General features: G+C 71.8%; 16 protein-coding genes. 4 read left to right on the forward strand and 12 right to left on the reverse strand.

The features are described from left to right. Positions 1–88 precede the first annotated feature (88 nt). The 6 genes from folE to dacB form a co-directional block, all read right to left on the reverse strand. Entirely contained in the window at positions 89–682 is a 594-nt protein-coding gene (gene folE / locus AC0VYL_RS25170) for a GTP cyclohydrolase I FolE (protein ID WP_017542899.1), read from the reverse strand. Continuing rightward, positions 679–2,682, reverse strand: coding sequence for an ATP-dependent zinc metalloprotease FtsH (gene ftsH / locus AC0VYL_RS25175; RefSeq protein ID WP_475456527.1), 2,004 nt, complete (start codon positions 2,680–2,682; stop codon positions 679–681). The genes folE and ftsH overlap by 4 nt, the downstream gene beginning before the upstream one ends. Before the next feature lie 247 nt (positions 2,683–2,929). Then, positions 2,930–3,484, reverse strand: coding sequence for a hypoxanthine phosphoribosyltransferase (gene hpt, locus AC0VYL_RS25180; protein ID WP_475456529.1), 555 nt, complete (start codon positions 3,482–3,484; stop codon positions 2,930–2,932). Between the two features lie 109 nt (positions 3,485–3,593). After that, the gene (gene tilS, locus AC0VYL_RS25185) at positions 3,594–4,562 is read right to left on the reverse strand and encodes a tRNA lysidine(34) synthetase TilS (protein WP_475481648.1); all 969 of its coding nucleotides are present in this window, start codon (positions 4,560–4,562) and stop codon (positions 3,594–3,596) included. After that, positions 4,559–5,638, reverse strand: a complete 1,080-nt coding sequence (locus AC0VYL_RS25190; protein WP_017542895.1) for a zinc-dependent metalloprotease — start codon at positions 5,636–5,638, stop codon at positions 4,559–4,561. Before AC0VYL_RS25190 ends, tilS begins: the two co-directional genes overlap by 4 nt. Positions 5,639–5,758: 120 nt before the next feature. Further along, positions 5,759–7,105, reverse strand: coding sequence for a D-alanyl-D-alanine carboxypeptidase/D-alanyl-D-alanine endopeptidase (dacB, locus tag AC0VYL_RS25195; RefSeq protein ID WP_475456533.1), 1,347 nt, complete (start codon positions 7,103–7,105; stop codon positions 5,759–5,761). Positions 7,106–7,188: 83 nt separating this feature from the next. On the opposite strand from dacB, the gene AC0VYL_RS25200 reads away from it, so the two are divergent. Next, positions 7,189–7,713, forward strand: a complete 525-nt coding sequence (locus tag AC0VYL_RS25200) for an inorganic diphosphatase (RefSeq protein WP_475456535.1) — start codon at positions 7,189–7,191, stop codon at positions 7,711–7,713. A gap of 64 nt (positions 7,714–7,777) precedes the next feature. On the opposite strand, the gene AC0VYL_RS25205 is transcribed toward AC0VYL_RS25200, so the two are convergent. Next, positions 7,778–8,371 (reverse strand): RNA polymerase sigma factor, encoded by a 594-nt coding sequence (locus tag AC0VYL_RS25205; protein ID WP_475456537.1) that lies wholly within the window; start codon positions 8,369–8,371, stop codon positions 7,778–7,780. A gap of 126 nt (positions 8,372–8,497) precedes the next feature. Next, positions 8,498–8,737 carry a hypothetical protein gene (locus AC0VYL_RS25210; protein WP_475456539.1) on the reverse strand — a complete coding sequence of 80 codons (240 nt, stop codon included), beginning with the start codon at positions 8,735–8,737 and terminating at the stop codon, positions 8,498–8,500. A 551-nt stretch (positions 8,738–9,288) separates the two neighbouring features. Between AC0VYL_RS25210 and AC0VYL_RS25215 the strand changes: the two genes are divergently transcribed. Beyond that, positions 9,289–9,828, forward strand: coding sequence for a hypothetical protein (locus AC0VYL_RS25215; RefSeq protein WP_475481649.1), 540 nt, complete (start codon positions 9,289–9,291; stop codon positions 9,826–9,828). Between the two features lie 109 nt (positions 9,829–9,937). Here AC0VYL_RS25215 and AC0VYL_RS25220 read toward each other — a convergent pair whose 3' ends face one another. Continuing rightward, positions 9,938–10,333, reverse strand: coding sequence for a hypothetical protein (locus AC0VYL_RS25220; RefSeq protein ID WP_475481650.1), 396 nt, complete (start codon positions 10,331–10,333; stop codon positions 9,938–9,940). A 58-nt stretch (positions 10,334–10,391) separates the two neighbouring features. Beyond that, positions 10,392–10,598 (reverse strand): hypothetical protein, encoded by a 207-nt coding sequence (locus tag AC0VYL_RS25225; RefSeq protein WP_378738801.1) that lies wholly within the window; start codon positions 10,596–10,598, stop codon positions 10,392–10,394. 172 nt (positions 10,599–10,770) lie between these two features. Here AC0VYL_RS25225 and AC0VYL_RS25230 point away from each other — a divergent pair, with 172 nt between their 5' ends. Both AC0VYL_RS25230 and AC0VYL_RS25235 read left to right on the forward strand, forming a co-directional pair. Further along, the gene (locus AC0VYL_RS25230; RefSeq protein WP_475481651.1) at positions 10,771–11,604 is read left to right on the forward strand and encodes an exonuclease domain-containing protein; all 834 of its coding nucleotides are present in this window, start codon (positions 10,771–10,773) and stop codon (positions 11,602–11,604) included. A gap of 38 nt (positions 11,605–11,642) precedes the next feature. Next, positions 11,643–11,834, forward strand: coding sequence for a hypothetical protein (locus AC0VYL_RS25235; protein ID WP_475483593.1), 192 nt, complete (start codon positions 11,643–11,645; stop codon positions 11,832–11,834). Positions 11,835–11,839: 5 nt separating this feature from the next. Here the strand turns inward: AC0VYL_RS25235 and AC0VYL_RS25240 are convergent, their stop codons facing one another. Both AC0VYL_RS25240 and AC0VYL_RS25245 read right to left on the reverse strand, forming a co-directional pair. Further along, positions 11,840–12,196, reverse strand: a complete 357-nt coding sequence (locus AC0VYL_RS25240; RefSeq protein ID WP_475456546.1) for a hypothetical protein — start codon at positions 12,194–12,196, stop codon at positions 11,840–11,842. A gap of 59 nt (positions 12,197–12,255) precedes the next feature. Further along, positions 12,256–15,588: a right-handed parallel beta-helix repeat-containing protein gene (locus AC0VYL_RS25245; protein ID WP_475481652.1), complete on the reverse strand. Its 3,333-nt coding sequence runs from the start codon at positions 15,586–15,588 to the stop codon at positions 12,256–12,258. Between the last annotated feature and the right edge of the window lie 35 nt (positions 15,589–15,623).

Raw genomic sequence — 15,623 nt, forward strand, 5'->3', positions numbered from 1 at the left:
ACGCGTACGCCGAGGGGCCGGGGGCACACGGCCCCCGGCCCCTCGGCCGGTGGTGCGGAGTCGTGACCCGGCGCCGCCCGGAAGCGGGTCAGCGCTGGTCGAGGATGAGGCTCATGACCTCGGAGCGGGTGCGGTCGCTGCTGCGGAAGATGCCCCGCACCGCGGAGGTGACCGTCTTGGCGCCGGGCTTGCGCACGCCCCGCATGGTCATGCACAGGTGCTCGGCCTCGACGACCACTATCACCCCGCGCGGGTCGAGGTGCTCCATGATGGCGTCCGCGACCTGCCCGGTGAGGCGCTCCTGCACCTGCGGGCGGCGGGCGTAGACGTCCACGAGGCGGGCGAACTTGCTCAGCCCGGTGATCCGTCCGTGCGGGCCCGGGATGTAGCCCACGTGCGCCACCCCGAAGAACGGCACCAGGTGGTGCTCGCAGGTGGAGTACAGCTCGATGTCCTTGACCAGGACCATTTCCTCGTGGTCGGCCTCGAAGACCGTGGTGAGGACGTCGCCGGGCTTCTGGCCCAGACCGGAGAACTGCTCCTCGTAGGCCCGTGCGACCCGCTCGGGGGTCTTGGTCAGGCCGTCGCGGTCGGGGTCCTCCCCGATCGCGATGAGGATCTCCCGAACCGCGTGCTCGATGCGCTCGCGGTCCACGGGTCTGGCGGGCAGGTCCGAGCTCACGCCTGGTCTCCTTCTGTCGTGGTGGTCGACTCCGGGTGCTGACCGTTGTCGGACGGGCCCTGGACGTCGGCGCCGTTCAGCGCGGCCAGCTCCTTCTTGGAGTGGACCGGGGGCCGGTTGGAGGGCTGGCGCTTGCCGTAGCCGGTGTAGGAACCGCGCGAGGGCCGCTTGGTGACCGGCTCGAAGATCTCCAGCACCTGGTTCTTGGTGAGCGTCTCCTTCTCCAGGAGCTGCACGACCAGATCGTCGAGCACGTCGCGGTACTCGACGAGGACCTCGTAGGCCTCGTCGTGCGCGGACTCGATGAGGCGGCGCACCTCCTCGTCGATGAGGGAGGCGATCTCCTCGGAGTACTCGCGGGCGTGGGACATCTCCCGGCCCAGGAAGGGCTCGGTGTTGCCGGAGCCGAACTTGCGGGCACCCAGGCGCTCGCTCATGCCGTACTCGGTGACCATGTTGCGGGCCAGCTGGGTGGCCTTGTCGATGTCGTTCCCGGCGCCCGTGGTGGGCTCGTGGAAGACGAGCTCCTCGGCGGCGCGTCCGCCGAGCATCATGGCCAGCTGGTCCATCATCTGCGAGCGGGAGGTGAGGAACTTGTCCTCGGTCGGCACCGACATCGTGTAGCCGAGGGCGCGGCCGCGCGGCAGGATGGTGATCTTGTGGACCGGGTCGGCGTTGGGCAGCGCGTGGCCCACCAGGGCGTGGCCGCCCTCGTGGTAGGCGATGACCTTCTTCTCGCGGTCCGACATCACGCGGGTCTTGCGCTCGGGACCGGCCATCACGCGCTCGATGGCCTCCTCGAGGACGGCGTGGGTGATGACCTTGCTGTCCGCGCGCGCCGACAGCAGCGCGCCCTCGTTGATGACGTTGGCGAGGTCGGCGCCGGTCATCCCGGAGGTCTGGCGGGCGATGACGGTGAAGTCGACGTCCTCGGCCATGGGCTTGCCCTTGGCGTGCACGGCGAGGATGTCCTTGCGGCCGTCCATGTCCGGGCGGTCCACGACGACCTGGCGGTCGAAGCGGCCCGGGCGCAGCAGCGCGGGGTCGAGGATGTCGGGGCGGTTGGTGGCGGCGATCAGGATGACGCCGCCCTTGACGTCGAAGCCGTCCATCTCGACCAGCATCTGGTTGAGGGTCTGCTCGCGCTCGTCGTGCCCGCCGCCCATACCGGCGCCGCGGTGGCGGCCGACGGCGTCGATCTCGTCGATGAAGATGATCGCGGGGGCGTTGGCCTTGGCCTGCTCGAAGAGGTCGCGCACACGCGAGGCGCCCACACCGACGAACATCTCGACGAAGTCCGAACCGGAGATCGAGTAGAACGGGACCCCGGCCTCACCGGCGACGGCGCGGGCCAGGAGGGTCTTGCCGGTTCCGGGCGGACCCATGAGCAGGACGCCCTTGGGGATCTTCGCCCCCATCGACTGGAACTTCTCCGGGCTCTGGAGGAACTCCTTGATCTCGTGCAGTTCCTCGATGGCCTCGTCCGCACCGGCCACGTCCTCGAAGGTGTTCTTCGGGGTGTCCTTGGTGATCAGCTTGGCCTTGGACTTGCCGAACTGCATGACCCGGGAGCCGCCGCCCTGCATCTGGCTGAAGATGAACCAGAAGATGACGATGATGATGATCAGCGGCAGGAGGCTGAACAGGGCCGTGGTCCAGATCGGTGTGGTCGCCACCGAGACCTCGTAGGCCTTCAGGTTCCCGTCGGGGTTCTCGCTGGACTCCTGGAGCATGTCGGCCAGCTGGAGGCCCTGCCCCTCGACCCAGTACGCCTCGAGGATGTCCTTGTCGACCGTGGTCAGTCGGATGCGCTGGTCGCGGTCGACGATCTCGGCGTTGTCCACCTTGTCCTGCTCGATGAGCTGGTAGACCGTCGAGATGTCCGCTTCCTCAGGCTGGGGACCGGCGCCCACGTCGAACACGCGGAAGCCGATGACGAGCATGAGGGCGACAGCCAGGATCCAGATCCACGGGCCGCGGAAAAAACGCTTCAGATTCATGTGAGCGGAACCCTGTCGGGTCCGTCCCTCCTGACCAGGCCGCCCGCCCCAGAGGAGTTTCCGAAGCAGGACCTATCGGACACGTGCTCCCTGCGATGACGCCGGGATATTCGACGGTACACCTCGCCGCGCGGAGCGGGCACACCGCTCTGGCCGGTGACGGGTCCGTCATGAACGCAACGACGGTGACCCGCTCCGTTGTTCCCGCGACCGCCGCCGCGCGGGCCCCGCGCGGCGGCGCCGAACGCTACTTCTCGTAGACGTGCGGGGCGAGGGTGCCGATGAACGGCAGGTTCCGGTACTTCTCGGCGTAGTCGAGCCCGTAGCCGATGATGAACTCGTTGGGCAGGTCGAAGCCGATGTACTTGACGTCGAGGTCGACGTCGAAGGCCAGGGGCTTGCGGACCATGGTGCAGATCTCCACGGACCGGGGGCCGCGCGACTTCAGGTTGCCGACCAGCCAGGAGAGGGTCAGGCCGGAGTCGATGACGTCCTCGACGATCAGGACGTCGCGGTCCTTGATGTCGGTCTCCAGGTCCTTGAGGATGCGCACGACACCCGAGGAGGTGGTCCCGGCCCCGTAGGAGGACACCGCCATCCAGTCCATGGAGACGGGGTTGTGCAGCGCCCGCGCCAGGTCGGCCATGACCATGACCGCACCCTTGAGCACGCCCACGATCAGCAGGTCGCGGCCCGCGTAGTCGGCGTCGATCCGCGCCCCCAGCTCGGCCAGGCGCGTCTTGATCTCTTCCTCGGTGACCAGGACCTTCTCAAGGTCCTCGCCCATGTCCTTAGCGTCCACGCTCACGTCCTCGCTGCTGGGTTCCCCGTTTGCGGCAACCAGGATAAACGTGCCGAACGAGGCCACGGTGCCCGGAGGGCCGCCCCGGGCCCGGGGTTCGGGGTCCGGGTCAGCTCCCGAAGACGATCCGACCAGCGCTCCGACGCCCCCGAACCCCGCCGGGGAGGTCGATGTGGGCCTGTCCCCGCCACTCGGTGACAAGGCGATCCAGCTCACGTACGTGACGTGCGTTCAGTGCGCTGGCCGGGCACCCCGATTCGAGGGCGGCGCGGCGCAGCACGCGGGTGCGCAGCGAGGGTTCGGCGCCCTCCAGGGGTTTCACCGCCAGCCCCGCGCCCTCCCGGGCCCGTTCGTGCAGGGCCTCCGCGAGCGCGTCGAGGGTGTCGGCGTCCGAACGCAGCAGGGCGGCGGTCCTGGCCAGCGCGGACGCGATCCCCGGCCCCAGGGCCGCCTCCAGGGCGGGCAGGGCCTCGTGCCGCACCCGTGAGCGGGCGAAGCGCGGGTCGTGGTTGTGCGGGTCCTCCCACGGGCTCAGTCCCGTCAGGGAGCAGGCCTCGCGGACGGTGGCGCGGTCCAGGTCCAGCAGGGGGCGCAGGTAGGCGCCGGTGCGCCGGGCCATCCCGGCCAGGGACCGGGCCCCCGAACCCCGGGCCAGCCCGAGCAGGACCGTCTCCGCCTGGTCGTCCAGGGTGTGGCCGAGCAGGACCACCGCCGGACGCAGCTGGTCGACCACCCCGTCCAGAGCGTCGTAGCGGGCCCGCCGGGCCGCCGCCTCGGGACCCCCCGAGCCTCCGACCCGTACGCTGACCGCCCGCACGGGGTCCAGCCCCAGCCCGGCCATGACCTCGGCCACGGCCCCGGCCCGTTCGTCCGAACCCTCCTGGAGCCCGTGGTCGACGGTGACGCCGCCCGCGCGCACCCCCATCCGGGGGGCCTCGAAGGCGAGTGCGCCGGCCAGGGCCAGGGAGTCGGCGCCACCGCTGCACGCCACCAGGGCGGTCGTCCCCTCGGGCAGCTCGGACAGCGCCCGCCGGACCGCCGATCGGACGGCGGCCACGGCGGGGGGCGGCCCGCTCACTCGGTGATGGCGGCGGGGCGCACGACCCGTTCGATCCACTGCGACGGGGCGCGGATCTCCTCCAGGGTGGGCAGCGTCTCGGGCGAGGTCCACACCCGGTTGAAGTCGGCCATCCCGACCTGAGCGACGACCTGCCGGACGAAGGCGGCCCCCTCCTCGTACTGCTTCATCTTGAGGTCCATGCCCAGCAGCTGGCGCATGATCCGGTCGAGGGGGTTGGGTGACTCGCGCCGCTTCTGGAAGCGGGAGCGGATGGTCTCCACCGAGGGGACGACGTCCGGCCCCACGGCGTCCATCACGTAGTCGCCGTGGCCCTCGGCCAGGCTCATGACGGCGGTGACGCGGTCCATCAGAGCGCTCTGCTCCGGGGTCTGGAACGCGGTGAGGAGGTTGCCCTCGCCGCCCCGCACGGCGTCCGCCACGGCCTCGCCCGCCTGCCGCAGCCGGTCGATGAGGTCGGAGGCGTCCATCTCCGTGGACAGCAGGAGTTCCCGCATGAGGTCCTGGACGTGCCCGCGCAGCCACGGTGTGGCCGTGAACTGCATCCGGTGGGTCTCCTCGTGCAGGCAGACCCACAGGCGGAAGTCGCGCGGGTCGACGCCCAGCTCCCGCTCGGTGTTGACGATGTTGGGCGCCACCAGGGTCAGGCGCCCGGTCGGCGAGTGGCCGTCGGGGTCCGGTGGCAGGAAGAGTTCGTACTGGCCGAGGACCCGCCCGGCCAGGTAGGACAGGACCGCACCCAGCTGCACCCCGGTGATCCGCGAACCGACCGCGCTGGTCAGGTTCCCGGCCGGGCTGTTGTTCAGCCGGTCGGCGCCCATCTGTTCGAGTACGGGTTCGAGTACGACCCGAAACCCGTCGACGTTGGCTCGAATCCATCCCGGACGGTCGACGATGACCGCGGGCCCTGAGGGTTCGAGGGGGTTCATTCCGGTGAAGTCACGCACGTGCCCGGCCGCCACGGTGGACAGCTCGCGCAACTGCACCACGGCCTGCCGTGCGTCGGACAGGTCTACCTGCGGCCCAGGGCGCACGAGGCGGACACCGGTGTTGACGGCTACGTCCCAGTCGATCACAGTCACACCGCCAGCCTACCCACGCGACGCGGGGGAGCACGGGGATCAGGGAGCTATTTCAGGGCAGACCCCGGGTTACCCCTGAGCCCGCCCGAATCACTCTCCCCGGTCCCCGGTCCTCTAGCCGCACCCGCACTGGCTGAGCGCCGCGGCCAACGTGTCCATCTGGGGGCCGGTCGCGCCGGGGCTGTTGGCCATCAGGGCGAACACGAAGACGTTGCCCTCCTGGTCGTGGATGGTCCCGGCCAGGGTGCTGACGCCGTCCAGGGTGCCGGTCTTGCCGCGGACGAGGCCCGCCGCCGCGTGGGAGCTGCTGTGCTCCGAGTAGCGCCCGGCGAGGGTCCCGGTGGAGTGGGCCGTGGGCAGTCCGGTGATGGTGGCGTTGAGGCGCGGGTCGTCGGCGGCGGTCTTGACCAGCTGAACCAGGGCGCGCGGCGTGATGCGGTTCTTGGTGCTCAGGCCGCTGTTGTCGGAGAGCCGGACCCCCTCGATGCCCAGGCCGTCCATGACCCGGTGGGTGGCGGCGGCGGCCCCGGCGTGGTCGGGCTCCTCACCCATCTCCAGGGCGGTGATCCGGCCCAGGGACTCGGCCATGTTGTTGTCGCTCGCGAGCATCATGAACTCGACCAGGGCGCTCATCGGCACGGAGTCCACGGAGGCGACGGGGTCACCGGAGACACCGGCCTCGGCGGGCGGGCCCTCGACGGTCAGCCCGGCCTTCTCCAGCTGGTCCGCGAAGGCCTCGGCGGCGGCCAGCGGGGGGTTCGGGGAGCGGGTGGACATGTCGGGGTCCACCCGGCCGCCGTCGATCATCAGGGCGTGGATGGTGGCCGTGCTGCCCTCGGTGACGTAGTTGGGCTTCCACCCGGGTGCGGTGTCCGGGCCGGTGAACAACGAGTCGTCGTAGCCGACGGCCACGGTGTCCAGGCCCAGGTCGTCGAGGGCGGCGGCGGTCTCCTCCGCCAGATCCTCCAGTGTGGCTACCTGCGGGTAGTCTGCGGAGTCGGCGGTCGTGGTCAGTGTCACGTCGCCCCCGCCACGCAGCACCACGCGGTTCTCCTCGGCGTCGAGGTAGGCCTCGGTCCGCAGCACGTGGTCGGGGCCGACGGTGTCCAGGACGGCGACGGCCGTGGCGATCTTCGTCGTCGACGCCGGGGTCACGGGGGTGTCCGCGTCGCGTTCGAAGAGCGTCTCTCCGGTCACACCGTCCACGACGTAACCGGAGAGGCCCTCATCGAGCCCGGACGATGACATGGGATCATCAAGAATGTCCGCGATCCGAGCCGGGTCCGCCGGGGTCGGGGTCGTGGGTGCAACCGCCGCCACGCCGTCGGCGCGCGTGACGGGGTTGGGCACCGCCGACAGCGGTCGTGCCTCGATCACGTCCAGGGCGACGAACCCGGTGATCAGCACGAATATGTTGAGCAGGGCCAGCGCGAGGAACGCCTCGCCTCGTACCCGTCGCACCCGGGGACCTGCCTTCCGTCGGTGTCGCGGCCTGACGTTGTAGTTATACGGCGACATTAGTCGCATTGGGAGCCGAGATCAGCATGGAATTCGACGTTACGATCGAGATCCCCAAGGGGGAGCGCAACAAGTACGAGGTGGACCACGAGACCGGTCGTATCCGTCTCGACCGCATGCTGTTCACCTCCACCACCTACCCCGCCGACTACGGCTTCGTGGAGGGGACTCTCGGCGAGGACGGCGACCCCCTGGACGCCCTTGTCCTGCTCAAGGCCCCGACGTTCCCGGGCTGCCTGATCCGGGCGCGCGCCATCGGCATGTTCCGGATGCGCGACGAGGCCGGCGGTGACGACAAGCTGCTGTGCGTCCCGGCGACGGACCCGCGCCAGGAGCACCTGCGTGACATTCACCACGTGAACGAGTTCGAGCGCCTCGAGATCGAGCACTTCTTCACCGTGTACAAGGACCTGGAGCCCGGCAAGTCCGTCGAGGGCGCCAGCTGGGTCGGCCGCCACGAGGCCGAGCAGGAGATCATCGCGTCGGTGAAGCGCGCGGAGGAGGCCGGTGTGCACGGCGACTCCTCGCACATCACCAACGAGGCCCAGTAACCGGAGTTCCGGTGTCTGTCAGGCCCGGCCGGGGTTTCCCGCCGGGCCTTCGTCGTGCCCGGGGTCAGGTGGCCTTGGCGATCTGCGGCGCGTCCGTGCCCAGTTCACGGCCGGGGTCACGGGTCAGCGCGTACCCGGCCAGGATGAGGACCAGCAGCGCGCACAGCACGGCGATGACGAAGGACAGCCGGGGCAGCGGCCCGTCCGCGAGGGGACCGGCGCCCGGGGGCAGCGGGAAGCCGTCGCGGCCGAAGCGGTCGGCCCGGGCCGCGACGTGGGTGCGGTATCCGGCCAGTTCCGGTCTGCCGATGCCGTTGAGGACCCGCGCCGGGACGAGGTCCGTCCGCGCGGGCAGGGCCAGGGGGTGCGCGTCCCAGGCCCGGCACGCGCGGTGGCTCTCCAGGTAGCGGGAGCACTCCGCCTCCGTGAGGGCGTGCAGCCACTCGCCCAGACGCTCGGCGTCCGGCAGGTGTTCGATGTGCGCGCGGGCGGCGATGAGGGTGTCCCGGAGGACGACGTGCGCGGCGTCCCGGTCACGCAGGACCAGGATGCAGCGCCGGTACAGCTCGTCCCCGTAGGCGTCGAGGAGCCTCGCGTAGGCGTCCGCGGTGTCGGCCCGGTCGAAGCGCAGGGCGTGCAGGAGGTCCCGGTCCGTCATAGACCTAGAATCTACGCCGCGCGCGGCGCGCCGCCCCACGGCTCGCCGGGGCGGCCTCCGCCCTCTCTCGGCTCCGGACCGGCTCCGACCTGCCCGGGAGGGTTTCCGGCGGGGGCGAGTGTGACCTCAGTCCGAAGCGTCTCGCGGGTCGTCGCGGTCCTCGCGGGGGTCGTCCCCCGAGTCGACGAACAGGAAGCCCGCGTAGCGGGAGCGGGCCCACAGCAGCACGTGGGTGAGCGCGGTCAGGAAGGCGACCAGCAGTGCCGCCCCGGGGCCCAGGAAACCGAGCGCCATCACACCGGCGGCGACCACCACGAGGGCACGCACCAGGACACGCGCCCACAGTCCCTGAGCCTCGGGGGTCAAGGCTGCCCTCTGGGGACGGACGGCTGCACGGCCACTCCTGTCACTACGGCTGTACTGGGGGATGGACTCCGGTTCGACGGACGCGCCGTGTTCTCGGGTTCCACATGTCACCACCACGGGACGCCGCCCGCAACACGTTCCGGGCAGACCGGTAAGTGGTCCGACACGCACGATTCCCGGCGTTCGCTTGACGCGCCACCGACTTTGCTGGTCTCCTTACCTTCATGTATCCGCGCACCCGCACCGACGCCACGGCTCGCACGACCCCCTGGGTCTCCTGCCACCTGGCCCGTGCGGCGTGTCCGTGTTGTCGTCGCTGAGTCGTCGCCGAGGGGTCTGAGTCGACCGACCCCGCCCGACCAGTCCGTGAGCGGCCTCCGCCTTCCGGTGTGACCGGTCCGCGAACGAACTCCACCAGGGTGATTGTCCTCTCCGAACGTGCGTTCGGTGCGGGCGCCCCTGCCGCCCCGCGTCTTCCGGGGCCCATTGACGACATCCTCGCGGCCCCGGTCACCGGACCCGGCCGCGTACACGTGAAGGATCCTCCCACGATGCCCCAGCAGGTCCTGGCCACGACCGAGCACACTCCCCGCCCGCGCGCCGCGTCGGTCTCCCTCGACGGGATCGGTGACGTGGTCGACGCCGGACGGACCTCCGGCTACGCCCACCTGGCGGAACGCCGTCTGCCCACCGTGGGCCAGCTGGTCACCGCGGCCCGCGGCGCCGCCGCCTCGCTGCGTCGGCCGACCCTGTGGCCGACCCGCAGGGGGCACTGGCAGCCCGCCCCGCGCAGTGCCCGCCGCCATGCGGGGGGCCGTCTGCGGGTGACCACGGTGGCCCTCGAACCGAACAGCTTCGTGCCCGGCCCGGCCCGGCGCTCCGACCGCCCGCACGGCATGGAGGTCCTGCACCTGGTCAGCGGGCGGGCCCACCTGATCACCTCCGGCGCCGACGGCCAGATGCGTTCGGCCGCGGAGCTGGCCCCCGGCCGGACCCGCGTGGTGGGCGGTGTCGGCGGCTCCGGCCAGGGCCACCACCACCTGGTGAACACCGGCGACGAGGTCGCCGTCCTGGTCCGTGTGAGCGTCTGAGCACCCCCTCCCCAACCGAACGGGGCGGGGCGTCCGCGTCCGGCGCGGAGCCGACGGAACGCCCCGGAACGGTCCGGACGACACCGGTACGGGGCACTGACTCGGGGGCTCACTCATCGCGGCCCCGGCCCCGGTCCGGGGCCGCGGCGCGCAGGGCACCGTCCACGGCCTCGACGGCGCGCAGGACCTCGGCGGTCCGCCGCCCCTCCGCGAGGTAGGCGTTCATCACCTGGTCCAGCGCGTGCGGAGGGAGCTGGCCGCGTAGGTCCACGCGGGCCGTGCGGTACCCCTCCCGGGCCGCGTCCAGCGTCGCGGAGACGTACTGGCGGGCCAGGCGGGAGAGGGCCACGGGATGACGTCGCAGGACCCCGTGCAGCCGGTAGTCGGCGGGCACGTGGTCGAACAGCCACTCCAGGGCCGTCTGCTCGAAGGAGTCCGACCCGGGTGGGTGCACACTCGCGGGCCAGTCCGATGTCAGGGACTGATCGGGCATACCACACAGCATACCCGTTGTTCGAAAGTATGTTCGATGTCCACGGCTCCGAGATCGCGGAGCCCTCCGATCAGTCGGGGGTGTCGGCCTCTTCCTTCTCGGCCGTGCGCTTCTCCAGTTCCACCCGGATGGCCTGTTCCGCCGCGTCCACGGCGGCCCTGGCTGTGATCGCGTTGGTGTGCGCCCGGTCCAGTTCCTCCAGCAGGATGCAGTCGAACGCGACCCGCGCGTCGTGGATGGTGGCTTCCAGCTGACGTGATGCCTCTTCCAGACTCATGCTCCTTCCCTTCCCCAGAATTGGACGTCCGCACACACTCGCCCCATGGGCCCCGTCACTCCTCCGCCCGGGAACGTCACCCGCCGCGCCTACGATGAACCCGGTGTCGTCGCTGTTCACGGCGGGGACGCCGAGGCAGGCACCGGGAGACCGCCCGGTCGGAGAGGAATCCATGCGCAACCGCTACCCCGGCACCTGTTCCACCTGCGCGGCCCGGGTGGGGACCGGAGAGGGGCACGTCGTCAAGGAGGACGCGCGCTGGCGCACCTACTGCGCCGGGCACGAGCCGCGCCCGGTCCCGCCCCCGCGCGGCGACCACCCCGGCTGGCACACCTCCGACCTGCTCGGGTTCGACACCGAGACCTCCTCCCCCGACCCGGCCACCGCCTTCCTGGTGTCGGCCGCGCTGACCGACGGGAGGGGCGGCGCACGCACCTGGCTGGTCGATCCCGGCGAGAAGGAGATCCCCGCCGGGGCGGTGGCCGTCCACGGCGTCACCACCGAACGGGCGCGCGCCGAGGGCCGACCGGCGGCGGAGTGCCTGGAGGAGATCACCGGGGCACTGGCCGAACACCTGGGTCGGGGGCACGGGCTGGTCGTCTTCAACGCGCCCTTCGACCTCACCCTGCTCGACGCGGAGCGCCGCCGGCACGGCCTGAGTCCGCTCGCCGCGGCCCTCGGGCGCCCGCCGGGGCCGATCGTGGACCCGCTGGTGATCGACCGCGCCGTGGAGCCCTACCGGCGCGGCAGGCGCACCCTCGGCATCCTGTGCGAGTACTACGGGGTGCCGGTGACCGACGCGCACACCGCCGAGGGAGACGCCCGGGCCGCGCTGGCCCTGGCCGTGGAGATCGGGGCCCGCCGCCCCGAGACCGCCGCCCTGCTCCTGCCCGAACTGCACCGGCGCCAGGTCGAGTGGGCCCTGGAGTACGCCCGCGGGCGGCAGGAGTGGCTGGACCGGGAGAAACCCGACCACGGGACCGTGGTCGACGGCACCTGGCCCTGAGGGGGCGGGGCCGCTTCGGAGGCGGGGCGCCGGGGTAGGTGGTCACCGAAAACGCCGACCACCTGGGGGTCAACATGGTCTACCTCGTCCTCGTCCTGCTCGCCGTCTGGCTGCTCCTCGCCATCATCGGTGTCGTGATCAAGGGGCTGTTCTGGCTCGCCGTGATCGGCGGCCTGCTCTTCGTCGCGACCGCCGTGTGGGGCTGGTTCCAGAACCGCCAGAGGATCTGAGCCGGTCAGGGCTCCAGCGCGGGTCGTTCCTCGCCGCCCAGGCGCCGCACGACCCCGCGCGCACCCGCCTCGTCACCGCCGAGGCGGGTGCGCACCACGCGGACCGCGTCGTCGGTGCGGCCCAGCGCGATCAGGTTGCGCACCCGCGCGCGGAGTTCGGCGGGCAGGTCGCCCGGGTCTCCCTGGACCGGGACGTACCCGCCCACGTGCTGCGGGTCGGGCTCGACGCTCGGGGGCGGTTCCGGTTCCGCGGTCTCCAGGCGCGCGTCCATGTGGGCGAGGACGCGGCGCAGGGCGTAGGAGCCGCCGCCGACGACGACCACGGCGCCCATCAGGGCGAACAGCATGAACATCAGACTCATAACGCCCACCTACCCATACTTCGGACACAGCAGGCACAACACCCCTTCACGCGGAGTAATCATTCCGCCAAGCCGCGGTCCCCGTCCGGAAGGTCCTCGGGCAGCAGGGTCTGGAGTTCGGACACGTCGGGGTTGCCCCCCGCCAGCGCCGCCGCCTCGATCCGCCCCGCCTGTCTGGTCAGGCTGGCCTCGAACAGCGCGCGCACCCCGTGCCCGTTGCCCTCGGCGCCCCCCACCACCTCCGTGAGCGCCCGCCGGGTCGCCTCCGGCACCAGGAGGTCGGCCCGCTCGGCCATCCCCACGAAGACGGCGGCCAGCTCCTCCCGGTCGTAGGAGGGGAACTCCACCGTCCGGGAGAACCGTGCGGCCAGTCCGGGGTGGTCCGCGAGGAACCCGGTCGTCTCCCGCGCCCGGCCGGACACGACCACCACGACCTCGTCCCGGTGCTCCTCCATGAGCCGCAGCAGGGTGTCGACCACGTCCTGACCGACCCCGCGCCCACCGGAGAAGTCCCTGTTCAGCACGTCCGCGTCGGACAGGAACAGCAGGCCGCCGCGCGCCCGCTCGAACAGCGCACGCGTCCGCCGCGCCACCCTTCCGGGACCCCGCTGTCCCGGCGGGCCCACCAGGCTCCCCGGCGAGGCCTCCACCACGTGCCCGCGCGACAGGACCCCCAGAGCTGCCAGCAGCTCCCCGTAGAGCCGCGCCACCGTGCTCTTCCCGGTTCCCGGATCCCCCAGGAACACCAGGTGCCGCACGGACGGGGACCGATCCCCCTCCGAACGCGCCCGGCGCAGGAGCTCCGTGAGCCCCCTCACCTGGCGTTTGGCCTCCCCGAGCCCCACCATGCCGTCCAGACCGGCCAGCAGGGCGTTCACCCGGACGCCGTCGACCGGCCCGTCCACTGTCGTGAGGCCCTCGGCCACCACGCTCTCCAGGTCGTCGGTCCGGATCTGGGTGAGGTCCGCGACGGTCTGGTAGCCGCCCGCCGTGACGCGTGCGGCCTGGACCCGGAGCGCCTCCTCGAACACGGCCCGCGCCTCCCGCCCGTGGCCGAAGGAACCCTCCGCGAGCCGTCCCCGGAAGTGCTGGAGCAGGAGGTCGCGCGCCCCCTTCCCCAGGGTGTAGCCGCGCGCCTGCGCCATGCCCTCGAAGATCCCGCCCAGCTGCTCCGGTGAGTAGCCCTCGAACTCCACCGTGCGCGCCACCCGCGAGCGCAGCGCCGGGTTCGTGTCGAGGAGGGCGCGCATCGCGCCGGTGGGGCCGGAGAGGACCACCACCACCTCGTCCCGGAGCTCCTTCATGAGTTCGGACAGGGTGTCGACCGCCTCCTGCTCCCGGCCCAGAGCGTGCGCCCCGGCCACGAACAGCACACCGCCCCGGGCCCGCTCCACCAGGTCCGCCGCCCCCTGGGCGCCGTCGCCCACCAGGTCCTCCCGTCCGGCCGTCACGAACTGCCCCTGGCTGAGCAGCCCGAGCGAGCGCAGGATCTCCCCGTACAACCGGGCCACGGTCGCCTTGCCCGCCCCGGAAGGCCCCGAGAGCACCAGGTGGCGGCTCACGTTGAGCGGCGGGAACCCCGCCTCCACCCGTTTGGCGCTGACCATCTGGATGTTGACGAGGGCGCGGACCTCCTTCTTGACCCGCTCCAACCCCACCAGCCCCTCCAGTTCGGCGAGCAGGATCTCCAACGGGCGGGCCCGGTCCCGCACGGTCGCGTCACCGGACTCCTGGGCGGCCGCCCCGCCCTCGTCGGGCCGGGTCGCCCCCGTGCCCGCCACCCGGGCCGCGGCCCGGTCACCGTTGCCGCCCTGGTCGAGGTCGCCGCCCCTGTTGTCGCTGAAGGTGCTCTCCTCCAGGTACACCGAGGCGCTGTCGGCGGCCCACAGGCCCTCCTCGTCGTTGCCGGTCACGGTGCACCGCACCAACCGCACCCGGCCGCCCTCCTCCACCATGACCCCGTCCCCGCGCCCGTCGCGGATCGAGGTGTCCTCCAGGGCGGCCACACCGCCCTCACCCACCCTGATCCCGCGTTCCCCGCTGCCGGACAGGGTCGAGGAGCGCACCGTGACGTGCCCGCCCTGGACGTAGACGGCGTCCTCACCGCAGTCGGACAGGTCGGCCTGGTGGAGCTGGACCTCGGTGCCGTCGAGGATGTTGAGCCCGTCCTCGCGGGCGTCGCGCAGCACCATGCCGCGCACCTTGAGCGTGGCATCCTCGCGGCTGTGGATACCCGAGCCCACGTCGTGCCCGACGATGTCCTCGAAGTCCCCCCGACCGCCCACCACGATCGCCATCGGGCCGTGCCAGCGGCTCACCCTGAGGTCGCTCACCTCGAACCGGGAACGCACCGAGGCGATGGCGCCGCGCTCCTCCACGCCGCTCTCGGCCACGGACATCCCCGCGACGGTGACCCGGGCCCCGTCCGCGATGAGCAGCGCGGCCTTGCCGATCCGCGTGCACCGCAGGTCGGTGACGTCGGCCTGGCCACCGTCCACCAGCACCGCGTCCGTGGCGGTACCGGTCACCGTCAGTCCCCGGACGGTGAGTCTGCCGCCCTCGATCGCGACCCCGGTCCGGGTGGCGTCGGTGATCTCGCAGTCGTTCAGCGTTCCCTCGGAGTCGCCGTGGACGAAGAACGCGTCGGTGTCCTCCTTGCGGGCGCCCTCCACCACCATGCGGGTGAAGGTGGCCTTGGAACGCTCGTAGACCCGCACGGGCCAGTCGTAGGAGCCGGTGACCCGCAGGTCCGTGAACTCCGCCCGCGCCCGGTCCCGCACGTACACCCCGCCGCCGTCGACCAGCGCGCAGTCGGTGAACTCCGGGGACGCGTTGGCCACGTACAGCGTGTGCCAGTCCTCGTGGGCGCCGGTGAAGACCGTCCCGCTGATCTTCGGGCTGCACCGGCCCTGGACCGCGATCACCGCCCCGGCGAAGTAGCACTCGCTCACGCTGCCCTCGCTGCCGTCCCACAGCAGCCCGCTCTCCTCGAACCGGCAGCCGACGATCTCCGCGCGGGCGCCCACCACGTTGACCCGCCGGGGCGCGGTGAAGACGCAGTCCACCGCACGGAGACGGGCGTCCTTCTGGACGTACAGCGGCGGGTACTCCTCCGAGGCGCTCCGCACGGAGATCCCGTGCAGCTCCAGGCTGCCGCCCTCGTGCACGTTGAACACGTTGGTCTCACCGGTCGCGGCCACCGTCACCGTCCCGGCGCCCTCGTCGGGCGTCACGACCACCCGCCCCCGCACGCCTATGACGAGGGGTTCCACGTACTCACCCGGTGCGACGCGCAGGTGCAGGTCCTCCCCGGCGTAACGGTGGTCCCGGACCGCCTTCCCGAGCGAGGAAGTGGCGGCGGGATCTGTCTTCGAGACGCGGACCGTGATCATCCATCGACTCCCATGGGGGTTTCGGCCCCGGCGCC

The organism is Nocardiopsis sp. iso_238 (assembly GCF_056173325.1).

Coding starts and splice junctions, on each gene's coding strand:
- ftsH (WP_475456527.1), bottom strand. CDS start 2,682: ATGAATCTGAAGCGTTTTTTCCGCGGCCCGTGGATCTGGATCCTGGCT.
- AC0VYL_RS25200 (WP_475456535.1), top strand. CDS start 7,189: ATGGAATTCGACGTTACGATCGAGATCCCCAAGGGGGAGCGCAACAAG.
- AC0VYL_RS25205 (WP_475456537.1), bottom strand. CDS start 8,371: ATGACGGACCGGGACCTCCTGCACGCCCTGCGCTTCGACCGGGCCGAC.
- AC0VYL_RS25215 (WP_475481649.1), top strand. CDS start 9,289: ATGCCCCAGCAGGTCCTGGCCACGACCGAGCACACTCCCCGCCCGCGC.
- AC0VYL_RS25220 (WP_475481650.1), bottom strand. CDS start 10,333: ATGCTGTGTGGTATGCCCGATCAGTCCCTGACATCGGACTGGCCCGCG.
- AC0VYL_RS25225 (WP_378738801.1), bottom strand. CDS start 10,598: ATGAGTCTGGAAGAGGCATCACGTCAGCTGGAAGCCACCATCCACGAC.
- AC0VYL_RS25230 (WP_475481651.1), top strand. CDS start 10,771: ATGCGCAACCGCTACCCCGGCACCTGTTCCACCTGCGCGGCCCGGGTG.
- AC0VYL_RS25240 (WP_475456546.1), bottom strand. CDS start 12,196: ATGAGTCTGATGTTCATGCTGTTCGCCCTGATGGGCGCCGTGGTCGTC.
- AC0VYL_RS25245 (WP_475481652.1), bottom strand. CDS start 15,588: ATGATCACGGTCCGCGTCTCGAAGACAGATCCCGCCGCCACTTCCTCG.